The 22,767-nt window shown below is 43.8% G+C and carries 22 protein-coding genes and 1 other annotated feature; of the genes, 2 read left to right on the top strand and 20 right to left on the bottom strand.

Annotated elements, in window-relative coordinates; genetic code table 11:
* Positions 1–46: 46 nt before the first annotated feature.
* On the top strand, positions 47–1,753 hold the full coding sequence (locus JOD17_RS07845) for an Rqc2 family fibronectin-binding protein (protein WP_204696833.1): 1,707 nt from the start codon (positions 47–49) through the stop codon (positions 1,751–1,753).
* Positions 1,754–1,766: 13 nt separating this feature from the next.
* Complete coding sequence (locus JOD17_RS07840) at positions 1,767–2,927, top strand: dicarboxylate/amino acid:cation symporter (protein ID WP_204696832.1); 1,161 nt, start codon at positions 1,767–1,769, stop codon at positions 2,925–2,927.
* A gap of 46 nt (positions 2,928–2,973) precedes the next feature.
* On the opposite strand, the gene JOD17_RS07835 is transcribed toward JOD17_RS07840, so the two are convergent.
* The 20 genes from JOD17_RS07835 to pgeF form a co-directional block, all read right to left on the bottom strand.
* Positions 2,974–3,459 carry a GNAT family N-acetyltransferase gene (locus tag JOD17_RS07835; RefSeq protein ID WP_239575337.1) on the bottom strand — a complete coding sequence of 162 codons (486 nt, stop codon included), beginning with the start codon at positions 3,457–3,459 and terminating at the stop codon, positions 2,974–2,976.
* 41 nt (positions 3,460–3,500) lie between these two features.
* Complete coding sequence (gene pyrE / locus JOD17_RS07830) at positions 3,501–4,127, bottom strand: orotate phosphoribosyltransferase (protein ID WP_204696831.1); 627 nt, start codon at positions 4,125–4,127, stop codon at positions 3,501–3,503.
* Entirely contained in the window at positions 4,124–4,849 is a 726-nt protein-coding gene (pyrF, locus tag JOD17_RS07825) for an orotidine-5'-phosphate decarboxylase (RefSeq protein ID WP_338028770.1), read from the bottom strand. Before pyrF ends, pyrE begins: the two co-directional genes overlap by 4 nt.
* Positions 4,846–5,763 carry a dihydroorotate dehydrogenase gene (locus tag JOD17_RS07820; RefSeq protein ID WP_204696830.1) on the bottom strand — a complete coding sequence of 306 codons (918 nt, stop codon included), beginning with the start codon at positions 5,761–5,763 and terminating at the stop codon, positions 4,846–4,848. The genes pyrF and JOD17_RS07820 overlap by 4 nt, the downstream gene beginning before the upstream one ends.
* Positions 5,760–6,536 carry a dihydroorotate dehydrogenase electron transfer subunit gene (locus JOD17_RS07815; protein WP_204696824.1) on the bottom strand — a complete coding sequence of 259 codons (777 nt, stop codon included), beginning with the start codon at positions 6,534–6,536 and terminating at the stop codon, positions 5,760–5,762. The genes JOD17_RS07820 and JOD17_RS07815 overlap by 4 nt, the downstream gene beginning before the upstream one ends.
* Positions 6,533–9,751: a carbamoyl-phosphate synthase large subunit gene (carB, locus tag JOD17_RS07810; protein ID WP_204696823.1), complete on the bottom strand. Its 3,219-nt coding sequence runs from the start codon at positions 9,749–9,751 to the stop codon at positions 6,533–6,535. Before carB ends, JOD17_RS07815 begins: the two co-directional genes overlap by 4 nt.
* A complete protein-coding gene (gene carA / locus JOD17_RS07805) occupies positions 9,744–10,838 on the bottom strand; it encodes a glutamine-hydrolyzing carbamoyl-phosphate synthase small subunit (protein ID WP_204696817.1) in 1,095 nt (364 codons plus the stop codon). The genes carB and carA overlap by 8 nt, the downstream gene beginning before the upstream one ends.
* On the bottom strand, positions 10,839–11,741 hold the full coding sequence (locus JOD17_RS07800) for an aspartate carbamoyltransferase catalytic subunit (protein ID WP_204696812.1): 903 nt from the start codon (positions 11,739–11,741) through the stop codon (positions 10,839–10,841).
* Between the two features lie 27 nt (positions 11,742–11,768).
* Positions 11,769–13,085, bottom strand: coding sequence for a solute carrier family 23 protein (locus JOD17_RS07795; protein WP_239575335.1), 1,317 nt, complete (start codon positions 13,083–13,085; stop codon positions 11,769–11,771).
* A gap of 141 nt (positions 13,086–13,226) precedes the next feature.
* Positions 13,227–13,763, bottom strand: coding sequence for a bifunctional pyr operon transcriptional regulator/uracil phosphoribosyltransferase PyrR (gene pyrR / locus JOD17_RS07790; RefSeq protein ID WP_042360210.1), 537 nt, complete (start codon positions 13,761–13,763; stop codon positions 13,227–13,229).
* A 189-nt stretch (positions 13,764–13,952) separates the two neighbouring features.
* Positions 13,953–14,867: an RluA family pseudouridine synthase gene (locus JOD17_RS07785; RefSeq protein ID WP_204696810.1), complete on the bottom strand. Its 915-nt coding sequence runs from the start codon at positions 14,865–14,867 to the stop codon at positions 13,953–13,955.
* A complete protein-coding gene (gene lspA, locus JOD17_RS07780; protein WP_042360275.1) occupies positions 14,860–15,339 on the bottom strand; it encodes a signal peptidase II in 480 nt (159 codons plus the stop codon). Before lspA ends, JOD17_RS07785 begins: the two co-directional genes overlap by 8 nt.
* A 41-nt stretch (positions 15,340–15,380) precedes the next feature.
* Entirely contained in the window at positions 15,381–16,004 is a 624-nt protein-coding gene (locus tag JOD17_RS07775; protein ID WP_239575370.1) for a TraR/DksA C4-type zinc finger protein, read from the bottom strand.
* Between the two features lie 65 nt (positions 16,005–16,069).
* Entirely contained in the window at positions 16,070–18,823 is a 2,754-nt protein-coding gene (gene ileS / locus JOD17_RS07770; RefSeq protein WP_204696808.1) for an isoleucine--tRNA ligase, read from the bottom strand.
* A gap of 45 nt (positions 18,824–18,868) precedes the next feature.
* Positions 18,869–19,090 (bottom strand) — a binding site (T-box leader).
* Positions 19,091–19,138: 48 nt separating this feature from the next.
* Complete coding sequence (locus JOD17_RS07765) at positions 19,139–19,660, bottom strand: DivIVA domain-containing protein (RefSeq protein ID WP_042415471.1); 522 nt, start codon at positions 19,658–19,660, stop codon at positions 19,139–19,141.
* A 17-nt stretch (positions 19,661–19,677) separates the two neighbouring features.
* Complete coding sequence (locus JOD17_RS07760; RefSeq protein ID WP_204696806.1) at positions 19,678–20,451, bottom strand: YlmH family RNA-binding protein; 774 nt, start codon at positions 20,449–20,451, stop codon at positions 19,678–19,680.
* A gap of 3 nt (positions 20,452–20,454) precedes the next feature.
* Positions 20,455–20,709, bottom strand: coding sequence for a YggT family protein (locus JOD17_RS07755; protein WP_042360208.1), 255 nt, complete (start codon positions 20,707–20,709; stop codon positions 20,455–20,457).
* A 23-nt stretch (positions 20,710–20,732) separates the two neighbouring features.
* Positions 20,733–21,149 (bottom strand): cell division protein SepF, encoded by a 417-nt coding sequence (locus JOD17_RS07750; protein ID WP_204696805.1) that lies wholly within the window; start codon positions 21,147–21,149, stop codon positions 20,733–20,735.
* Positions 21,150–21,165: 16 nt separating this feature from the next.
* Positions 21,166–21,864 carry a YggS family pyridoxal phosphate-dependent enzyme gene (locus JOD17_RS07745; protein WP_204696803.1) on the bottom strand — a complete coding sequence of 233 codons (699 nt, stop codon included), beginning with the start codon at positions 21,862–21,864 and terminating at the stop codon, positions 21,166–21,168.
* Between the two features lie 5 nt (positions 21,865–21,869).
* Positions 21,870–22,691, bottom strand: a complete 822-nt coding sequence (pgeF, locus tag JOD17_RS07740; protein WP_204696796.1) for a peptidoglycan editing factor PgeF — start codon at positions 22,689–22,691, stop codon at positions 21,870–21,872.
* Positions 22,692–22,767: the final 76 nt, after the last annotated feature.

Below are 22,767 nucleotides of genomic sequence, written 5' to 3'. Positions count from 1 at the left end.
AGTCTGGAAAACATGCTATACTGTTGAGGTTAGAAAGGGTGAAAATATGTCTTACGATGGATTTGTACTTCGTTCTGTCCTAAACGAGTGGCAAGAAAAACTTGTTGGTGGCAGAATTACGAAAATCAAACAACCGAGCGCAACCGATATTTATATGACGATTCGAAATCAACGTCAAAATATAACCGTACTTCTTTCCATTCACCCAAGCTTTGCTCGCATGCATGAAAGCACGAGTCCTGCGGGCGATCATCAAGAACCACCAATGTTTTGCCGAATGCTAAGAAAGCATCTTGAAGGTGGATTCATTAAACGGATTGAACAAACGGATCTAGAACGAGTGGCAACATTTACCATTGAATCAACTGATGAGATTGGCGATCGTGAAGAGAAGAAACTTATTGCTGAGATTATGGGTAAGCATAGCAACTTAGTCTTAGTTGCAGCGAATGGTACTATCATTGATGCGATTAAGCATATTTCTCCAGCAGTAAACCGTCATCGAACGCTTTTACCAGGTCAAACGTATACGAGCCCTCCACAACAAGAAAAGCAAAACCCTTTGTCTGCAATGACTGATGATGTCTACCGGGCAATTGATTGGAACAGCGGCAAAATCGATAAGCAACTCGTTAGTCGTTTTTCAGGAATGTCTCCCCTCTTAGCAAAAGAAATTGTCGAGCGGGCAGGCATTGGCGATCGCTCAACCCTTGCGAAATCTTTCTTAGACATGATGGAAACGCTCAAGACGCACACAATTCAACCGACGATCCATCAATCTCCTCAAAATAAAGAGTACTTTTACCTTCTACCACTCTCACATATTGGCGGAGAGATGACGACGTTTACGTCAACAAACGAAATGATCGCACAGTTCTATAGTGGAAAAGCAGAACGGGATCGCGTAAAGCAGCAAGCGCACGATTTAGAACGTTTCTTAAAAACTCAGCGACAAAAAAACGAGCGTAAAAAAAAGAAACTCCAACAAACTGAACAATCTTCATTAAAAGGATTAGAAAATCAAAAGCTCGGCGAGTTACTCACCGCCCACATGCATCTTATGAAACTAGGAGATCGTGACGTGGAAGTCGTTGATTATTACGACCCTGAAGGCCAAACGTTAACGATTGCCCTTAACCCTGAAAAAAGTCCAGCTGACAACGCACAACATTACTTCAAGTTGTACAACAAAGCGAAAAGTGCACAACATGCGGTAAAAGAACAACTAAAACAAACGGATGAAGAAATTCTTTACTTTGACAACTTAATTCAACAAATGGATTACATTTCTCAACATGAAGTCCAAGACATCCGAGACGAACTTGAAGAAGAAGGTTACTTGAAGCAGAAACATCGTGGCAAAAAGAAAAACAAGCCGCAAAAGCCAAAACCAGAGCGTTATGAATCAAGTGAAGGAATCGAAATTTTTGTTGGCAAAAACAATAAACAAAACGAATTTCTCACGATGCGTTTTTCAAATCGCAACGACACGTGGCTGCACACAAAAGACATTCCAGGCTCCCACGTTGTCATTCGAAGCGACAACTTCCAAGAAGAAACACTTCACGAAGCCGCTCAACTTGCAGCTTACTTCTCGAAAGCACGAGAATCTGGGAGTGTCCCAGTTGACTATACATTAATACGACATGTGAAAAAGCCTAGCGGTGCCAAGCCTGGTTTTGTTACGTATGACGAACAAAAAACATTGTTCGTCACACCAGAGGAACACGTCGTAAGGAAACTGAAGAAATAGGGGGAATCTTGCTTTGAAGTTAATTTTGAAACTGCTTCTAGGTGTTATCGGGGGTATTGTCGTTGGTCTTATCGCTGTTTCGCTTCCGTCTTGGGTAATGGATGCGATCGTGACCTTCCAGATGATCTTTGGCCAATTTCTAGGCTTTATCATTCCTTTTGTTATTTTATTTTTTATTACGAGTGGCGTTGCGAGCATGGGCGCAGGTTCTGGCAAAACCCTTGGTCTTACGACGGGAATCGCGTATACGTCTTCAGTTCTGGCAGGTGTATTCGCACTTGTTATTGCTCTTGTCGTCTTACCATTATTCATTACTGAATCTGTTCCTATGGTCGGAGAAGAAGCAGGCTTCACTCCGTTATTTGAATTAGAAATTGATCCTGCACTCGGTGTAATTACCGCACTTGTGATGGCGTTTGTGTTCGGGATCGGTATTGCACGAACGAATTCACCGACATTAAAGTCATTTTTTGATGAAGGAAAAAACATCATTGAAAAGTTGCTTTGGAAAGTCGTTATTCCATTCTTACCATTTTACATTGCAAGTATTTTTGCTGAAATGGCTGCAGACGGTACAGTTTGGGAAACTCTTTCGTCATTTGCTCTCGTGTTAGTTTTAGCGATTGCTACGCATTGGTTATATTTAATTGGCGCCTTTACGATTGCCGGGTCTGTTGCTGGTCAAAATCCTTTTTCAGCGCTTAAAAACATGCTACCAGCCTACTTTACAGGGGTCGGTACGATGTCTAGTGCAGCGACAATTCCAATAACCGTTGAAGCAACAAAGAAGAACCGTGTTCGAGAAAGCATGGCAGAAACGGTCATTCCACTCGGCGCAAATATCCATTTAGCAGGTAGTACCATTACCATCGTATTAGCTGCAACAACGGTTATGATGATGTACGGGGATTTAGCAACACCAACGGTATTAGGGATGTTGCCATTCATCTTTGCCCTTGCCGTCATTATGATTGCAGCTCCTGGTGTTCCAGGTGGCGCGGTCATTGCTTCACTCGGGTTACTCACGACGATGCTCGGATTTACTGAAGCTGCGGTCGGTATTATGATCGCCATTTATATGGCACAAGACAGCTTCGGTACAGCAACGAACGTAACTGGCGACGGTGCGATTGCACTCCTCGTTGATCGATTTGTTAACGGAAGACATTCTTAATTAGACCGTCAAAAGCCGTCTACGATTGAGATCGCAGACGGCTTTTTTATGCAATAACGGAACTTCTCCGCTCCATCATCACTGTACTTCGCCACTCTCCATTAAGCTTGGCGATGTTCTCTCGAACACCAACATGTCGAAATCCACACTGCTCATGAATATGTATGCTCGCTTTGTTCTCACTAAGAATGACTGATTGCAACGTCCAAATCCCATGTTCTTCTGAACGTTCTATAAGTTCATTGACTAGCGTCTTACCAATTCCTTTACCGTGCTGTGATTCGTCTACATACACGCTCACTTCTGCAACGCCTCGATATGCGTGACGATTTGAGACCGGCGCAAGAGCCGCAAAGCCAACTACCCGTTCATCAGTCACTGCCACACAACGACTATGGTCATGGTGTTTTTCATCCCATTCGGACCAAGAAGGCACCGTTGTTTCAAAAGTTGCTAACAAAGAATCAATCCCTGCTTGATAGATCGGCTGCATATGTTCATAATCTGCTTGTTCCATGTCACGAATCCTCAACAATAACTCCTCCTACAAAAAAGAAACCACAACTGTGGTCTCTATCGCCAATTTTCTGGCGTTTTTTGCCATTGCTTTAATTGTACTTGTTCTTCTTCTTGAATGACACCTTTTTTAATCGCTTGTTCAATCAATGTTTCAAAGTCTGTTAACGTATTGTGCGAGAGGTTATGTTCAGCGAAGTTCTTCCTACCAATCTCTAAACCGTAAGAAAAGATCGCTACGACACCAACAACGACGCCACCAGCTTCTTGAATTGCATTGGCAACATCAATGGAACTTTTGCCGGTTGAAATAAGATCTTCAACGACTACAACACGATCACCTTTAGACAGCTTACCTTCAATTAAATTGCCTTTACCGTGCTTCTTGGCACTTCCTCGTACGTAGATCATCGGCAATTCTAAGCGATCACTTACAATTGCTGCGTGTGGAATTCCAGCTGTTGCTGTCCCTGCAATCACATCACAATCAGCGTAGTTTTCAGCAATGACGTCCTTAAATCCTTCTGCAATCTCACTACGAAGTGACGGGTGTGATAGCGTAAGGCGGTTATCACAATAGATCGGCGCTTGTAATCCTGATGACCACGTAAACGGGTCATTCGGTTTTAAACTAACGGCTTCAATGTCTAATAATTCACTAGCAAGTTGTTGTTTACGATTCATGATGAAACACTCATTCCTTTCCATTGTGAAAGCATGGCTTCATAAGCTACGCGAGGATCGTTATGCTCAGTAATGGCACGTCCGACAACGATGGCGCTACTTCCTGCAATTCTTGCTCCTTCAGCTGTTGCTGCACGCTTTTGGTCATGCAAATTACCGTCATGATTACGAATTCCTGGTGTTAGTGTATAAAGATCATGCCCGAAAGTTTTACGAAGCATCGCAACTTCGTGGACAGAACAAACGACTCCATCAAGTCCCGCTTCTACCGTTCGAGTCGTATAGTGATGAACCATCTGTTTAAGATTTTCTTGAATTAATAAGTCTTGTTTTAACATGTCTTCTGTCGTACTCGTCAGTGCAGTGACTGCAATGAGTTTTGGTCGATTTGCGCCTGCTGGTGTACCGGCTTCAATGCCTTCCCTTGCTGCTACTAACATTTCTTTTCCACCGATCGCATGAGTCGTAATAACATCCACGCCGAAAGATGCCAGTTGCTTCATTGTTTTGCCTACCGTTGTCGGAATGTCATGACATTTCACATCCAAAAACAGATGATGCCCTCGTTCTTTAAGGTCATGTATGAGCTTCGGTCCAGCTGAATAAAACAATTCCATCCCGACTTTAAGATCTGGTCTTACATCTTCGAATCTCTCTAAAAAATCCATCGCTGTTTTTTCATTATTCATGTCCAAGGCTATGAAAAGCGGTGCATGCGTCACAGTACAACACCTCTTCTCTGTAACTCTGACACTTGATTTACATTAAGCTGATCTAACCACGTTGGCAGTTCGTCAATAATTTCAATACAAGCAAACGGATTCGTAAAGTTCGCAGTACCGACAGCGACTGCATCAGCCCCTGCGATCAAAAATTCAATCACGTCTTTCGCTGATTCAATACCACCCATACCAATAATCGGTAAGTCTGTAACTTGCCTTACATCGTAAACCATGCGAAGTGCAACCGGTTTTACCGCCGGACCTGATAAGCCGCCTTTTTCATTTGCTAAAATTGGCTTTTTCGTTCGCCAATCAAAGCGCATGCCGATGAGCGTATTAATCAGTGATAATCCGTTTGCTCCTGCATGTTCTACCGCTTTGGCAATCGCCGCAATGTCCGTGACGTTTGGCGATAGCTTCACATACACAGGTTTGTTCGTCGCTTCTTTAATTAAGCTCGTTAGCATCGCAGCCTGCTCAGGATCAGTCCCGAACTGTATGCCACCCGTTTTCACGTTCGGGCACGAGATGTTAACTTCAAAAGCCCCAACATTACTTGCCTCATTAAGGGTGTTGACGACCTTTACGTATTCTTCTGGAGAAGAACCGGATACATTCGCTAGAATCGGAACATCAAATTGTTCAAGAAACGGAAGTTCATTGTCACGAACCGACTTTGCTCCTGGATTTTGTAAGCCAATACTATTGAGCATCCCTGACGGACTTTCTGCAACACGAGGAGTGTTGTTTCCAAAGCGTTGTTCACCAGTCGTCCCTTTGATCGCAATCGCACCGAGTAAACTTAAATCATAGAGCTCACTGAACTCTCGACCAAACCCAAAGCACCCTGATGCGGGCATGATTGGATTTTTCATCGATAAACCAGGCAAATTCACCGCTAAACGTTCGCTCATAGTAACACCTCGTTTGATTGGAATACAGGACCGTCCGTACAAATTTTGACATACGATGTTTCATCTTCAGTTTTGCACACGCAAGCGAAACAAGCCCCGATGCCACAGCCCATATGTTCTTCTAGTGACACGTACACGGTTGTATCATGTTGCGCGGCAGCTTTAACCGCTTTTAACATCCCTCTTGGCCCACACGTATAGATGTAAGTGGACGGTTGTTCGAGATTTTGCAAGGCATCAATGACTGTGCCCTTCTCTCCGTAACTTCCGTCATCCGTCATAATCGTCACGTCCATTGCTTGTAACTGCTTAAACGCCTCTTCATAAAAGACAGCGGCTTCGGTCTGAAAACCAAGAATAACTCGAAATGGTATGTTACGTTCTGAGAGACTACGAGCTGCAAAATACATTGGTGGTACTCCGACACCGCCACCGATCAGCGTTACTTCCTGATCGGTTGACGGTTCTTCTGTTGGAAACCCTTGCCCTCCAAGCGGTCCTAGCACTTGCAAACAATCGTTCGGTCGCACGTTCGTTAACGCCCTCGTCCCTTCACCTGTGCATTTATAGACGAGTGTGCACGTACCGAGCTCTTGATTTACTGAGGCGATGCTGATAGGACGACGTAAAACGTGATGACTAGAAGGAATTTTAATATGGAGAAACGTCCCAGGGCGGTTCATTTCTTGAACGAGTTCACCACTTAAGATCATTTCATACGTCTCTTCAGCAATTTCTTGATTTCTTACGACCTTTAGAGGAACTGATTTCATACGTGTACCTCCTCTTTTGATGTTGCTTGCTGCAGTTTTGGAACTGGCTCTGTCGCAAAGCTCATCATTTCAAGCACGTGGAGAAGTGCAAATGCTGTATCCATTGATGTGAGACAAATGATTTCATGTTCTACCGCTTCACGGCGAATTCTAAATCCGTCTCTCGCTGGTTGCTTGCCTTTCGTAAAGGTATTGATGACAAGTTGGGCACCACCTTCACGGATAATGGATGAAATGTCTTGTTTTCCTTCACCAATCTTGTGAACGTTTTGTACGGAAATGCCTTCGTTTTGTAAAACGTCCGCCGTTCCTTTCGTTGCGAGCAATTGGAACCCGAGACGATCGAAGCGATGAGCCAATTTGATCGCTTCTTCTTTATCTTTATCAGCAATTGTGAACAAGACGTTGCCTTTTCTAGGAATGTTCATCCCTGAAGCGACTAAGCCTTTGTATAACGCTTTTTCTAATGTTAAATCGCGACCGAGCACTTCACCCGTTGATTTCATTTCAGGTCCTAAATGAATGTCAACTCGGCGCAACTTCGCAAAGGAGAACACAGGTGCTTTTACCGCTACACGATCCGGTTCAGTGTGATACACCTCATCGTATCCGAGCTCTTTTAACGTTTTTCCTAAAATGACGTGTGTTGCGATTTGCGCCATCGGCACGCCTGTCATCTTACTTAAGAACGGAACTGTGCGACTCGCTCTAGGGTTCACTTCAATGACATACACTTTGTCGTTATACAGAACGAATTGGATATTGAGTAGTCCAACAATGTCTAAGCCTCGAGCTAACTTTACCGTCTGATCAATCACTTCTTGTTTCGTTGTCTCAGACAATGATTGCGGCGGGTAGACTGCAATCGAGTCACCAGAGTGAACACCTGCACGTTCAATGTGCTCCATCATACCTGGAATAAAGACGTGTTCGCCGTCTGAAATGGCATCAACTTCTATTTCTTTTCCATAGAAGTAACGATCGATCAACACCGGGTGCTCACTATGCACGTGAACCGCTTCTTCCATGTACGTACGCAGCTCATCTTCATGCTCAACAATTTCCATCGCCCGCCCCCCAAGTACGTACGACGGACGAACGAGCACTGGGTAGCCTAATGTGTTCGCAGCAGCGACTGCTTCTTCCACTGACGTTGCGGTTTTCCCTGGTGGCATTGGTACATCAAGTGCTTTTAATGCGCGCTCGAATTTATCACGATCTTCTGCTGTGTCCATCGCTTCAAGCGACGTTCCTAAAATCTTCACGCCCGCATTGGCCAATTTCTCCGCAAGGTTGATCGCTGTTTGACCTCCGAATTGCACGACGACTCCTTCAGGCATTTCTAAATCAATGACATTCATTACTTCCTCAAACGTTAATGGTTCAAAGTAAAGCTTATCTGACATACTGAAATCCGTTGAGACCGTCTCAGGATTGTTATTAATGATGATCGATTCATAGCCTGCTTGCTGAATCGCCCAAACTGCGTGAACTGTTGCATAATCAAACTCAACACCTTGACCGATTCGGATTGGACCTGATCCTAAGACAAGAACGGACGGTCGATCGGTTTTGAATGATTCATTTTCTCGCTCATACGTACTGTAGTAGTACGGCGTTTTTGATTCAAATTCAGCAGCACACGTATCGACCATTTTGAAAACTGGTGCCAATTGATGTGATTTTCTTACGTCTCGAACGTCCATCTCTGACACGTTCCAAAGTGAAGCGATCACTTTATCTGAGAAGCCATTCTCTTTTGCGACAGCTAAAACCTCTTTATCACTCGGTTTCGCTTCGATCGCTTTGTGGAGTTGCACGAGTCCTTCAATGTGCATGAGGAAAAACTCATCGATTTTTGAGTGCTCATGCAATTGGGCAATTGAATACCCTCTTCTAAATCCTTCTGCTACCGCAAATAGCCTTTCATCATCAGCGGCTTCCCATTGCTCGATCAGTTCTTGATCACTTTTTTGTTCGTAGCGTGGTACTAAGAGGTGATCTTCTTTCATGTCTAAAGAGCGGATGCCTTTAAGTAGCGATTCCCCAAACGTACGTCCGATTGACATGATCTCACCGGTCGCTTTCATTTGTGTACCGAGCTTACGGTTTGCAGACGAAAACTTATCAAATGGCCAGCGGGGGATTTTCGTTACGATATAGTCTAATGCTGGTTCAAAGCTTGCATAGGTTCGCTCCGTCACGGGGTTTTTAAGCTCTTGCAAATAGTAACCGACAGCGATTTTCGTCGCTAGTTTAGCAATCGGATACCCAGTCGCTTTTGATGCAAGCGCGGAAGAACGACTCACTCGAGGATTTACTTCAATAACGTAGTACTCATCACGATCGGGGTCATGTGCAAATTGAACGTTGCAACCCCCTTCAATGCCAAGGGCGCGGATAATCGTTAACGAGGCATCGCGCAGTCGTTGGTAGTCACGATCGTTTAACGTTTGTGAAGGGGCTACAACGATTGAGTCTCCCGTGTGCACCCCGACAGGGTCGATGTTTTCCATGTTACAAACGACGATCGCATCGTCATTTGCATCACGCATCACTTCGTATTCGACTTCTTTCATTCCAGCAATGCTTTGTTCAACGAGGCATTGATTCACTGGGCTGTAGGAGAGGCCTGACTCAAGTGTCTCCGCTAGATCTTCAAACGTCTTCGCAATTCCCCCACCCGTTCCACCGAGTGTGTAAGCTGGACGAACGATAACCGGCAAGCCAACGGTCTTCGCAAATGCCATCCCTTCATCGATGGTATGAACGATCTCACTTGCCGGAACTGGTTGGCCGAGTTCGTGCATCAGTGAGCGGAATGCTTCACGATCTTCTGCTTTTTCAATTGCTACGAGGTCCGTCCCGAGTAATTCTGTTCCATACTGTTCTAGAACACCGTGATTGTTTAGCTCCATCGCTAAGTTTAAAGCTGTTTGACCACCCATTGTCGCAATTAAACCGTCTGGTCTCTCTTGGCGAATAATTCGCGAAACGAACTCAAACGTCAACGGTTCAATGTACACTTTATCTGCCATATTCGTATCAGTCATAATCGTTGCAGGGTTAGAGTTAATCAGCACCGTCTCGTACCCTTCTTCTTTTAACGCTTGGCAAGCTTGTGTCCCTGAATAATCAAACTCTGCCGCTTGACCGATTACGATTGGTCCTGATCCGAGTACGAGTACTTTTTGAATATCTTGACGTTTAGGCATTTTTCGTCATCTCCCCTGCTGGTTGTAAAATTCGGTTCATAAATTGATCAAACAAATCGTTTGCGTCCATTGGGCCTGGTGCTGCTTCTGGATGATATTGCACACTAAATGCACTTTGATCTTTCAGTTCTACACCTTCTACAGAACCATCGTTTACTGCCACATGCGTTACGATTAGCGATGTGTTTTCAAGTGACTCTCTTTTAATGGCAAACCCGTGATTTTGCGCAGTCATCGTCACTTTCCCAGTTGGAATATGTTTAACGGGATGATTGGAACCACGATGTCCGAACTTCATTTTTTCCGCTTCGGCTCCGAGAGCTAGGCACAGCAGTTGATGCCCGAGGCAAATGCCGAAGATCTTCGTCTTGCCGACGAGTGCTTTTACCGTTTCGACGGACTCTTTGACATCCCTTGGATCTCCTGGTCCGTTTGAGAGCATCACCCCATCAGGATTTTCTGCTAACACGTCTTCTGCTGAGACATTAAACGGAACGACTTTCACTTCACAACCGCGCTTTAGTAGTTCTCTCATAATGTTCTGTTTCGCTCCGTAGTCGATTAAGACAACCTTTGGTCCTCCTCCACCTGGAACGGTATATGTATTTTTTGTAGAAACACTTTCCACTTGATTCGTAAGTGGCGCTTCTGATTTTAGGCGATTGATGACGTCTTCTTCATTCACTTCACCATTGCAAATGATCGCACGAACAGTTCCTTTTTCACGAATGCGCTTCGTTAATTCACGAGTGTCAATTCCTTCAATTCCTGGAATGTCAAAGCGTGTTAGTAATTCATCAAACGATTCTTCACTCTTCCAGTGATTTGGATAAGGTGAACGAGATTTCACAACAACACCTTTTACAGCAGGAACGAGCGTTTCAAAGTCTGAACGATTGACTCCGTAGTTACCGATCAAAGGGTACGTAAAGGTAATGATTTGGCCTGCATAGGACGGGTCTGACATAATTTCTTGATAACCTGTCATTCCAGTATTAAAAACAATCTCCCCACTCTGTTCTTTGTCGCTTCCAAATCCTGTGCCCGTGAATACATACCCATCTTCTAAAATTACTTTGCGTACCATTTACATCACTCCTTTAAGTTCCTGAACTAAATTTGCACGTACCATTGCATTGATTATTGCCATTCTACAAAATACTCCGTTTTCCACTTGCGTAAAAATTCTTGATTTATGACACTCTACGAGCTCTGAGGCAATCTCAACGTCTCGATTAAACGGTCCTGGATGCATGATAATGCTCGTTTCTTTCATCGTTTCTGCCCGCTCAACTGTTAGTCCATAAGCTTCGTGATAATTTCTCATATCGAGCGTTTCAACATGACGTTCATGTTGAACTCGAAGCATCATGACAACGTCGGCGTTTGCGACTGCTTCATCTACCGTCATCACGTTTAGTGATTGATCCACTCGCTTCGTCCATTCACTAGGTCCAGCGACAATCACTTCTGCACCAAGTTTCTGAAGAGCGCTAATATTCGATCCGGCAACTCTGCTGTGTAACACGTCTCCGATGATTGCAACGCGAACACCTTGAAAGGTACCAAACTCTTCGTAAATCGTGAACATATCCAGAAGGGATTGCGACGGATGTTGACCACTTCCGTCGCCTCCATTAATGATGGGAATCGATATGTCTTGTAATTGATTGTAATAATTGTTTTCAGGGTGTCTGATGACAACAGCTGCTGCTCCAAGAGCTTGGAGCGTTCGAACGGTGTCGTACAGCGATTCACCTTTTTGAATGCTTGAGTGGTCACAATCGACATTTAGCGGTGTATAGCCCAGTCGTTTTTCAGCAGCTTCAAATGACAATTTCGTTCGAGTACTCGGTTCATAAAACACATTTGCAATAAACGCTTCAGACGATTCTTTGAATCCATTTTGTTTTTTGCAACGCTTTGCTTCCTCAAGTAACTCATAAATGTCCTGCTTTTCTAACTGCTCCATCGTTGTAAAGTGACGCATTGTTGACCACTCCTCACTAAAATTGTGTTAGCCGTTGTTTTGATCGTCTTCAACACTTTCGAACAATTGACCATTTCCGTAACCGATCGTTTTATTCGGTAATACTCCGTGTAAGATCATGCCGATAAACGTTGCTAGTGCCATAGAAGGAATCACTAGGTCTTCTGTAATTTCAATGAACGCTCCGCCAATTCCAATGACGAGTATGGTTGAGGCAATCACTAAGTTTCTGTTCTCTGACATGTCTAAGCGATTTTCTACGATCAGTCGAAGACCTGATGACGCGATGATACCGAACAGTAAGATGGAGACACCACCCATGACCGATCCTGGAATACTGGCGATTAACGCTTCAATCTTGCCTGAGAAACCGAACACGACTGCAAATACCGCTGCACCACCGATAACAAACACGCTAAACACTTTCGTAATTGCTAGAACTCCGATGTTCTCCCCATACGTTGTATTCGGTGGACCTCCAACGAAACTAGCAATGACTGAGGCAATCCCGTCACCGAGTAATGAACGATGAAGACCAGGGTTTTTCAAAAGGTTACGACCTGTAATTTTACTTAGTACCATTTGATCTCCGATATGTTCAGCCATCGTCACGAGTGCGATTGGCGCCATAATCCCGATGATCGCAAGCGAGTAAACCGGATCTACCGTAATGTATGGAATCGCAAAGTCTGGAATGTGGAACCACGGAGCTTGTTGTACTGGTGTTAAGTCGACAAGCCCAGCAAAAATGCTAATCACATAGCCTGTTACGAGTCCAATCAAGACTGGGATTAATCTCAAGAAACCTTTAAAGAAGACCGATGAAACAATCGTTACTGTAAGCGTAATGAGTGCAATCGTAAAGTGTAATGCCGTATCGACATATTCACCTGTACTTGCGTCATAATTCATCGCCATCTCGATGGCCGTTGATGCAAGCCCTAAACCGATAACCATAATGACGGGCCCAACGACGATTGGAGGTAAAAGCTTTAGTAACCAGTTCACACCAAATGCCATAATGAGTAATGATGTGAGCCCGTAAACAATTCCTGCTGAGAACGTTCCGAGCATTACCGCACCAGGTCCACCAAACGTCATCGCACTTATGAGCGGACTAATGAATGCGAATGATGATCCGACGTAAGCTGGAATCTTTCCTCTCGTTGTGATCAAGTAAGCGATTGTCCCGAGTCCACTTGAAACGAGGGCAACGGAAGGACTTAAACCGGTTAATACCGGGACTAAGATTGTGGCGCCAAACATGGCGAATAAGTGCTGCATGCTAAGAATGATCCATTTTGCGAGTTTAGGGCGTTCGTGTATGTCTAATACTGGCTTCATGTTTACCTCCATAAAAAAATCTCTTTACCCGGCGGCAAAGAGATGGACCTTGAGTTACACGTAGCCATATGAGCTAATTTTAGTGTAAACAAGGTAAACCTCTTCTCAGCCTCTCGGGACTGGGTTAAAGAGTATTCATTATTAGTTTGTAATGCTAACGAGATCGACTTGATCACTTTCTTCTAACTGTACCTGAATCGTCTCACTGGACGACGTCGGTATGTTCTTTCCTACAAAGTCTGCTCGTATCGGTAGTTCTCGGTGCCCTCGATCAATCAATACTGCTAATTGAATTTGCGAAGGTCTCCCTATATCCATCAATGCATCCATCGCTGCTCGTACAGTACGTCCTGTATACAAGACATCATCCACAAGAATGACGCGTTTACCATCAACCGATACTGGCAAATCTACGTGATGAATCTCTGGTTCTTCTTTCTTCTGCGTTAAGTCATCTCGGTACAACGTAATGTCCATGGAGCCGACTGGAACTTCAATGCCTTCAATACGTTTCAAATTGCTTGCTAAACGCTGTGCTAGTGGATATCCTCTCGTTCTGATCCCGACTAAAAGTACGTCTTCCATTCCTTTGTTCTTCTCGAGCATCTCATGAGAAATCCGTGTTAATGCTCTTCGCATTGCCGCTTCATCAAATAGTGTCTGTGTCCGGGTTGTCATGAAAGAATCTCCTTTCGCCCTACATATAAAAAACCCCTGCTCCGTAATAGAGAGGGGGTTGAGTATACATATTCAGAAAACAAACGTCACCTAGGACGTGTCTTCTACCGTATCCTTCTCAGCCTCTCTGGACTGTGTTAAAGGGCTATTTAATTTCTAACGTTATTATTTCATTGAACGTATTTTTTGTCAATGCTCTGATGAATGTTCTAAATTGTAGATTAATTGCTCCATATCATCAGGAAGTTCTGCGGTTACAGTTACTGTCTCTTCAGTCGCTGGATGAATAAATGACAGTTCCTTTGCGTGTAGTGCTTGCCCTTCAATTGGCAATGTCTTCTTTGGACCGTATTTCGGGTCCCCAGCAATTGGATGGTCAATGTATTCCATATGAACACGGATTTGGTGCGTTCTTCCTGTCTCTAATTGACATTCTACGCGCGTGTAATTTTTGTACCGTTTGATGACGGTAAAATGTGTAATTGCTTCACGTGAGTGGACGTCTGTTACCGTCATCTTTTGACGATCGTGGTGATGACGCCCAATCGGTGCATCAATCGTTCCAAATTCGTGTGCAATCACACCGTGAACAATCGTTTCATACGTACGCTTTAACGTACGCCCTTGCAATTGTTGCACGAGATGTTGATGCGCTTGATCCGTTTTTGCAACGATCAAAAGCCCGCTCGTATCTTTATCAATTCGATGAACGATACCTGGTCGCATTTCTTCATTCAACGTCGACAATTGCATTTTCAACCCGAGCAATGCATTGACGACAGTACCGCTTGGATGCCCTGGAGCAGGGTGAACGACCATGCCTCTTGGTTTATTAATAACGAGAACATGCTCATCTTCATAGCGAATGTCGAGTGGAATGTCTTCTGGGACTGCCTCGAGTTGTTCTTTTTCTTTTGGAATCACAGTGACACGATCACCGTCTTGTACTTTGTAGTTGCTTTTCACATTTGCACCGTTTACCGTTACGTGATTTTCATTAATCCAATCCTGAATCGTCGTTCTAGATTCTCCTGTTCTGGTAACGATGACTTTGTCTATACGGGTTCCCGCTTCTTCTTCGATAACCCATTCGAATTTACTCATGACTACTTTGCTCCTTTTTCTCTTTCCGATCTTGCATAAACATTAAAATGAGCAAGAAAATCACACCAAGAGTTAATGCTGCGTCTGCGACATTAAAAATTGGAAAGCTATAACTTCCAATGTACACATCGACAAAATCAACAACTTCACCTCTAAACAACCGGTCAATAAAGTTACCAATCGTTCCGCCTAATAAAACACCAAGCGCTATACCATATCCGCGATGTTCTTTAATAAGCTTCGGCATGTAATAAATGATTCCGACGACAACGACCGCAGTTACGATAAAAAACAACCACATTTGCCCTTGTAAAATTCCAAATGCTGCCCCCATATTTCGATGTGAGGTAATATGTAACACTTGTTCAATGATCGGAATCGATTCCCCAATTTCCATGTTGCGATCGACAATAATTTTAGTTAGCTGATCAAGTCCGATAATGACTAACGCAATCAGATAGTATAATGCGATCAACTTTGTCTCTCCTTTACAAGGAAAATGGCGGCAGATAATTACTGCCGCTCTTCTCCTTCAATTTCATTTGTAAAGTCATCGTCTGGAGGCTTGACGACGTGTACGTGTTCCGCTCCATGATACCCTTCGATCCCAGTACTTGCATAGCGCTCAAACTCCTCAGTAAATCCAGGCTCTTTCTCAACCCAAAAGTCGCTCGTCGCGCTTTCATGATAACTTTGATCTTCAGTCGTATTCATCAGTGCTTCCCACATATCTACTCCGTCAGAAGCGACCTGACCACCACTATACGGACTCGGATTTCCTTGTGCCGTTCCAACAAAGACGCCGCTATGATCTGCAGGTTTCTCCGGATTCACAACTGTACGCGCCGTTGGATTCGCTAGAAGTCGTTCTTTAGGAATCTCTGCACCTGTCTCTTCACAGATCCCATACGTACCGTTTTCAAATTTCTTTAAGGCATGAACAATTTCTTCGTGTTCAACGTGGCGATGCATATGAAGCGCATCATCTTTACTTGCCTCATAAAAAATATCCGCAGAATCGGCAGGATGATTGTCAAACACCGACAATTCATTATCCCGCCCATCTTCTTCGTGGGCATGTTCTCGTCGCTCAATATCTTTTTTGCGTTCTTCTAAATCATGCTTTATTTGTTCCATCCAAGACACGTAAATTCCTCCCTACAAAGTTAGTTTCTCTTCATAGGGAGTTATTTAACCGAGGCTTATTTTGCCGTTTCTTCCAAAATCGCAGGGTCATACGTCTTTACAACATCTGCACAACGTGTACAAAGTGTGTTGAAGCTTTCATCTTCACCCACATCTTCTTTCACGTGCCAACAACGTTCACACGCCTCACCTTCAGCTTTTTGTACGGAAACATTCGTTTCTTCGCCTTTAACAAGCTCAAGTTGCGAAACGATAAATAACTTCTCAGGGTGACTCATCTCGTTTAACATTGCATAAGCTGTTTCATCCACAGTAAGAACGAGCTTTGCTTCTAATGATTTACCAATGACTTTGTCTGCCCTTGCTTCCTCTAATGCCTTAAGCACAACGGTACGGACGTTTAACAAGTGTGCCCAGCGTGCTTCGCGTTCGCTTTCGTTGTCAATCGTAAATACGTCAGGCATCTCTGTAAGTTGAACATAGTCTGTTTCACGATCTTTAATGAAACACCATGCTTCTTCAGCAGTGTACGGTGTAATTGGTGCAAGTAGTTTTGTAAGTGCAACAACGCTATCGTAAAGCACTGTTTGCATCGCTCTTCTTTCGGCATCATTTTCATGATCACAATACAATGCATCTTTGGCAACATCCATATAGAATGCACTTAAATCGATTGAACAGAAATGATGCAACGCTTGATACGTCGTCCCAAAAGCATACTCCCGATACCCTTTTTGAGCACGTGAAATGACATCATTTAGACGTTGATACATGAACAAATCCACGTCATTCATGTCGCTCATTTTAACCCGATCAGTTGCAGGATCAAAGTCACTTAAGTTTCCAAGCATAAAGCGAAGTGTGTTACGGATTTTACGGTACGTTTCAGACACTTGTTTCAAAATGTCATCGGATACACGAACATCCGATTGGAAGTCTGTTGAAGACACCCACAAACGTAAAATATCAGCACCGAGTTGCTTCATCACTTTTGCAGGATCAATAACATTCCCGAGTGACTTCGACATCTTTTCGCCTTTACCATCAAGCGTAAAGCCGTGGCTCAATACCTTTTTGTACGGTGCATCACCTGTTACGGCAACGCTCGTAATGAGGGATGAGTTGAACCATCCACGGTATTGGTCACTACCTTCAAAGTAAAGATCAGCAGGACGGTGCTGGTCGTCACGTTCTTCTAAAACACCTTGGTGTGAAGAACCTGAGTCGAACCAAACGTCCATAATATCTGTTTCACGCGTGTAGTTACCATTTGGGCTTTTCTCAGAGGAATAACCGTTCGGCATTAAGTCTTTTGTCTCCCAATCAAACCAAATGTTTGATCCGTGTTCACGGAACAAATCAGCAACGTGTGCAATCGTCTCATCTGTAATAATTGGAGAACCGTCTTCTTCGTAGAAGACCGGAATTGGAACGCCCCAAACTCGTTGACGGCTAATACACCAATCACCACGATCGCGAATCATATTGTGAAGGCGAACTTCTCCCCACTTCGGTTGCCAATCCACACGTGCAATCGCGTCTAAAAGTTCTTGACGCATGTTCTCGACAGAGACAAACCATTGCTCAGTCGCACGGTAAATTACTGGCTTTTTCGTACGCCAGTCGTGTGGGTAAGAGTGAGTGATGAACTTCAATTTAAGCAACGCGCCGTTCTCATCCAGCTTTTCTGTGATTGGCTTGTTCGCCTCATCATAGAAAATACCTGCAAATCCCGGAGCCTCTTCGGTCATAACGCCCTTATTGTCTACAGGACAAAGCGGTTCTAAGCCGTACTGTTGACCAATAATAAAGTCATCTTCCCCGTGTCCTGGTGCAGTATGAACTGCGCCGGTACCTGCATCAAGTGTTACGTGCTGTCCTGTCATAACAAGGGAGTCACGATCGTAAAACGGATGTGCAGCAACGACTTGATCAAGCTCAGCACCTTTAACCGTCTTAACAATTTTAGCGTCTTCCCATTCTAACGTTTCGCTTACTTCATCGAACAGTTTACTCGCAATAACAAACGTTCGATCAGCGACAGAAACAAGCGCATAGTCATAATCTGGATGCACAGAAATACCGAGGTTTGCTGGCAATGTCCACGGTGTTGTTGTCCAGATGATGAACTCTGAACCGTTGTCGATGACCCCTTTACCGTCGGTTACTTTCATCGCTACGTAAATCGAAGGTGAACGCTTGTCATGATATTCAATCTCTGCTTCAGCAAGTGCCGATTCAGAAGAAGGTGACCAATACACAGGCTTTTTCCCTTGATAAACGTGACCCGCTTTAGCCATTTCACCGAACACTTTAATTTGGTTCGCTTCAAAGTCTGGTGTTAATGTGACGTACGGGTTATCAAAGTCACCGATCATACCAAGACGTTTAAACTGTTCTTTTTGCGTTTCAACTTGATCCCACGCGTACGCTTCACACGCCGCTCGGAATTCAGAAACGGACATTTTCTTACGATCAACTTTTTTTGTTTTCGTAAGCGCCGTTTCAATCGGCAATCCGTGCGCATCCCAACCTGGAACAAACGGTGCTTTAAAGCCATCCATGTTGCGATGACGAACGATCATGTCTTTTACGATTCGGTTCATTGCATGTCCAACGTGAATGTTTCCATTTGCATAGATCGGTCCATCATGAAGCACATACATCGGTTTATCAGCATTTTTCGTCATCACTTGTTCGTAAAGCTTTGCTTCTTCCCATTCACCTTGCCATACGGGTTCGCGATTTGGAAGGTTTCCTCTCATCGGGAATTCCGTTTGTGGCATTCGTAGCGTTTTTTTGAAATTCATTTCTTTCCTCCTAAGTCAGTACAAAATAAAAAACCCCATCCCAATCGTAGGGACGAGGTTTACCCGCGGTACCACCCTGATAGCTCATAAGCCACTCAGTCTAATTATCGCTTTAGTCACGCCAAACTCTACTCACGTCCTATTCGAACGCTTTCTGTTCGGTAGCTCCTGGGTGATCTTCGTGAATCAACTCTTTACGAGGCTCACACCTTCCCTCGCTCGCTCAAAAAGTCTATTGATCACTACTGTCCCAATCAACGCTTACATTTAGTTAGTATTGCTAAAAGTATAGTCGATCTCTACATGAACGTCAAGTCAGCGACTTTTTTGGTCTTCGTATGTATGACTTGTATGTTCCTCTTCTTCATCTTCTACACCGTTTGTTAGGCTATCCCAGTCTTCATCATCTAAAAGCTCTAGTTGTGCTTCAATAAGCATCTTAAATCGCATCCGGTACACGGCTGCTTGTTTTTTGAGTTCTTCAAGCTCTAGCGCAATCTTACGCGATTTCGAAAGAGCATCGTTAATAATGCGATCAGCGTTTTTCTCAGACTCTTTAATGATGAGCTGCGACTCTTTTTTTGAACTACGCTTTAGTTCTTCTGCTGATTCTTGCGCAACGAGGATCGATTTGCTTAACGTTTCCTCAATATTTGAGAAATGATTCAAACGCTCTTCAAGCTCATTAACTTTAGAAAACAGCTCTTCTTTCTCACGAATGACGGTTTCATAATCCTTGATGACTTGATCAAGAAACTCATTCACTTCGTCTTCATCATAGCCTCGGAACCCTTTAGCAAATTGCTTATTGTGAATGTCCATCGGTGTTAATGCCAAGAAAGCCACCTCCATAGTTATTTCTTCAAACCATAGGTTACACGTAAATTGCCTTTCTTCGTTTCGCTATCGATTGAAAAAAGCTTTCTACGTCCATGCTTTTGAAGTGATAATGTATCGCCAGTTTGAATTTGAAAACTCGGATCCTCCACCGTTCTCCAATTCACTTTAACCCGGCTATTCTCTATATATGCCTTTGCCTTCGTTCTCGACAAGTTGTACATCTCTGAAATAGCAGTATCTAGTCTAAGTGATGAGATGAATCCTGTCTTTTCTTCCCACTCATCAGTTATATCATACGCATTATGTAGCGGAAGTGTCGAAAGTCTTAACGGCGTTTTCCCTGCACCTTCAAGATTCATCAGAATAAAGTCTTGCATTTCTTCTGTTGCGAACCATTGAACCTTGCCTTGAAAAACGTGAATGTCTCCAAACATCTCTCGCTTTACACCTAAAGCCATTAATGCGCCGAGAAGATCGCGGTGTGAGACAGTTGAGAATTTCGGGTCAAATGCCCCGTGAAACATAACGATGTTGTACCGCTCAGGCGACACTTCTTCAAAAAAAGGATAGATGAGCGCTCGTTTACGCTCAACACCTTCAACCCCTCCAAAAAAAGCAACCTTAACGGTTTCATCGGCTCCGATCACCGACTGTACAATGTCAACTTCCCTCGGATTTAAAAAACCAGTGAGCTTTGCTTCGTACGTCGTTTCAACAGCATCTTTTATGTCTTGTACTTGTACAATCCATTCGTGCTCTTCCTTACGAAAATGTTGAAAGATATCCATCGATTAGAAAAAGATTGCAATTACACCTTGTCGCGCTAATGCCAAAGCAATCAATGCTACGATTGGTGAAATGTCAATCATACCTAAATTCGGGATAATTCTACGAAACGGTTCTAGATACGGTTCAACAATGGTTGCTAATGCTTGTCCAAAGCCGGATTCACGCAATCCAGGTAACCAACTAGAAAGAACATAAATAATTACTGCAATTTGATAAAGTGACATCGCCATTAATACGATCTGGCCGATCATTGCCATAAAACCACTCACCCCAACCTCTTCTAATCAAAATCTTGTTGCATGAGCTCCGAGATTGCCCCTGAAATCTCTACATTGTCTGGTGTACACAAAAAGATGTTCCCACCAATCTTTTGAATGTCACCGCCAATGGCATAAACCGTGCCACTTAGAAAATCGACAATCCGTTTGGCTTGGTCTTTTTGAATGCGCTGCATATTCAAAATCACCGATCGTCGATTTTTCAAATGATCGGCAACATCTTGAGCTTCTTCATACGTTCTCGGTTCAATTAAAACCATCTTGGCAGACTGCTGAATGCTTTGCAAGCTTACGACATTTTGAGTACGATCTTTTTGCTCACTGTCAGATTTTGACTCTTCAACAGGAACATCTAATTCTTCCTCAACATAATCTTCGTCAACATCAAAAAAACGTTTAAAGCGAGATTTTATGCTCAATATGAACGAACCTCCTTTACGCTAAATTGCTGCGCTCATCTCCAACAAGACGAGAGCCTACTCGAATGAATGTCGCACCTTCTTCGATTGCGACTGTATAATCATTGGACATCCCCATCGATAACTCATGACACGGAGCATGTGCAAACTCACGTTTTACAATCTCTTGTTGCAATTCCTTGAGCTTTTTAAAATGCGGCCTCGTATCTTCAGGTACACTTTCATACGGTGCCATCGTCATAAGTCCAACAACTTCAATTGCATCATACGCTTGCAATTGCTCAATAAAGCTCATAACACCCTCAGGCGTTAATCCAGACTTCGACTCTTCACCTGAGACGTTCACTTGTACGAAGCACTTTACAGTCCCGTCTCCTTTGTATCGCTTTTGAATCTCTTTGGCAAGCGATATGCGGTCAAGCGAATGAAGATAATCACATTCATGAATCACGTCTTTCACTTTCCGGCTTTGAAGCTGACCGATAAAATGCCACGTAGCAGCACCCGTGATCGCCTCGCGTTTTTCTAGAAGTCCTTCTGCTCGACTTTCACCAAGGTGCTTCACACCAGACGCCACAGCTTCTTCTGCTCGCTCATTTGACACATACTTCGTCACTGCGACGATGTTAATCTCTTCTTGTTGCCTACCTACACGCTCACAAGCTTGTTTAATTTCTTGATTTATGTTCAGTAAATTGTCGCTCACTACAACCATGACGCTCAACTCCCACTTGATCTCATAATATACGCTGCCATACGCCCCGTTTTACTGCCGTCACGACGATGGGAATAAAACAGGTCCGGCTCACTCGCTGTGCAATAACGACTTACAGTTATTTGATTACGAGGAACACCCGCTTGCTCAATTAATAGAGCATTTGTCAGTTTGAGATCAAGCTCATATTGACCATCACTTACACGATTCCAAGTCGTAACATCACTTGGCAACACCACTTTTAACTGGTCAATCACACGATCATCTACAACATATTTTTCTTTCCCAATGGAAGGCCCAACATATGCATGAATACTCGTCACATCAACGTTCTCACTTTCGATCCATTGACGGACAAGTTCACCGCCAATGTTACCAGCAGTCCCTTTCCATCCCGCATGTGCAGTTCCTACAATTGTGCCACGGTCCCCAGTAAAAAGAAGAGGCACACAATCCGCATAAAGCGTCGCTAAAACAACCTGCTCATCTCGAGTGTACAAACCATCAGCGTGAGAGACGACAGATTCCATACTCTTTGTGCCAAGGCCCCGCTCATTTGTCGTGACTTTCTGAACGATATTGTTATGCACTTGTTCACAGTAAACAAAGTCATCAAGATTTACGCCTAATTTCGCACTCAAACGCTCTCGATTGCTAATCACATCATCGTGATCGTCACCAACGTGTAATCCGAGGTTCGTCTCGTTATACGGAGCACGACTAACGCCTTCGTTACGACTCGTAAAACCAGCAACAGTCCGTTGATCTATAGGTTCTAAATGAAATAGCTTATCGACTGGATTATACACAAACGGTTCTTTCCCCATGAAACGCCTTCCTTTATAGCAGTCTTTCATTATATTTTAGCACATATCGAGCGTTTGACGGTAGTTTTGCAGAAAA

The organism is Geomicrobium sediminis (assembly GCF_016908595.1).
In the GTDB taxonomy this organism is placed as follows: domain Bacteria; phylum Bacillota; class Bacilli; order Bacillales; family Marinococcaceae; genus Geomicrobium_A; species Geomicrobium_A sediminis.
The sequence above is the reverse complement of the archived record's forward strand: the minus strand, read 5'-3'. Positions and strand labels throughout refer to the sequence as shown.

Excerpts from the sequence above, each read along its gene's own strand:
- JOD17_RS07845 (WP_204696833.1), top strand. The coding sequence starts at position 47 with ATGTCTTACGATGGATTTGTACTTCGTTCTGTCCTAAACGAGTGGCAA.
- pyrE (WP_204696831.1), bottom strand. The coding sequence starts at position 4,127 with ATGAATCGTAAACAACAACTTGCTAGTGAATTATTAGACATTGAAGCC.
- JOD17_RS07820 (WP_204696830.1), bottom strand. The coding sequence starts at position 5,763 with ATGAGCGAACGTTTAGCGGTGAATTTGCCTGGTTTATCGATGAAAAAT.
- JOD17_RS07815 (WP_204696824.1), bottom strand. The coding sequence starts at position 6,536 with ATGAAATCAGTTCCTCTAAAGGTCGTAAGAAATCAAGAAATTGCTGAA.
- carB (WP_204696823.1), bottom strand. The coding sequence starts at position 9,751 with ATGCCTAAACGTCAAGATATTCAAAAAGTACTCGTACTCGGATCAGGA.
- carA (WP_204696817.1), bottom strand. The coding sequence starts at position 10,838 with ATGGTACGCAAAGTAATTTTAGAAGATGGGTATGTATTCACGGGCACA.
- JOD17_RS07800 (WP_204696812.1), bottom strand. The coding sequence starts at position 11,741 with ATGCGTCACTTTACAACGATGGAGCAGTTAGAAAAGCAGGACATTTAT.
- JOD17_RS07795 (WP_239575335.1), bottom strand. The coding sequence starts at position 13,085 with ATGAAGCCAGTATTAGACATACACGAACGCCCTAAACTCGCAAAATGG.
- pyrR (WP_042360210.1), bottom strand. The coding sequence starts at position 13,763 with ATGACAACCCGGACACAGACACTATTTGATGAAGCGGCAATGCGAAGA.
- JOD17_RS07785 (WP_204696810.1), bottom strand. The coding sequence starts at position 14,867 with ATGAGTAAATTCGAATGGGTTATCGAAGAAGAAGCGGGAACCCGTATA.
- JOD17_RS07775 (WP_239575370.1), bottom strand. The coding sequence starts at position 16,004 with ATGGAACAAATAAAGCATGATTTAGAAGAACGCAAAAAAGATATTGAG.
- ileS (WP_204696808.1), bottom strand. The coding sequence starts at position 18,823 with ATGAATTTCAAAAAAACGCTACGAATGCCACAAACGGAATTCCCGATG.
- JOD17_RS07760 (WP_204696806.1), bottom strand. The coding sequence starts at position 20,451 with ATGGATATCTTTCAACATTTTCGTAAGGAAGAGCACGAATGGATTGTA.
- JOD17_RS07755 (WP_042360208.1), bottom strand. The coding sequence starts at position 20,709 with ATGGCAATGATCGGCCAGATCGTATTAATGGCGATGTCACTTTATCAA.
- JOD17_RS07745 (WP_204696803.1), bottom strand. The coding sequence starts at position 21,864 with ATGGTTGTAGTGAGCGACAATTTACTGAACATAAATCAAGAAATTAAA.
- pgeF (WP_204696796.1), bottom strand. The coding sequence starts at position 22,691 with ATGGGGAAAGAACCGTTTGTGTATAATCCAGTCGATAAGCTATTTCAT.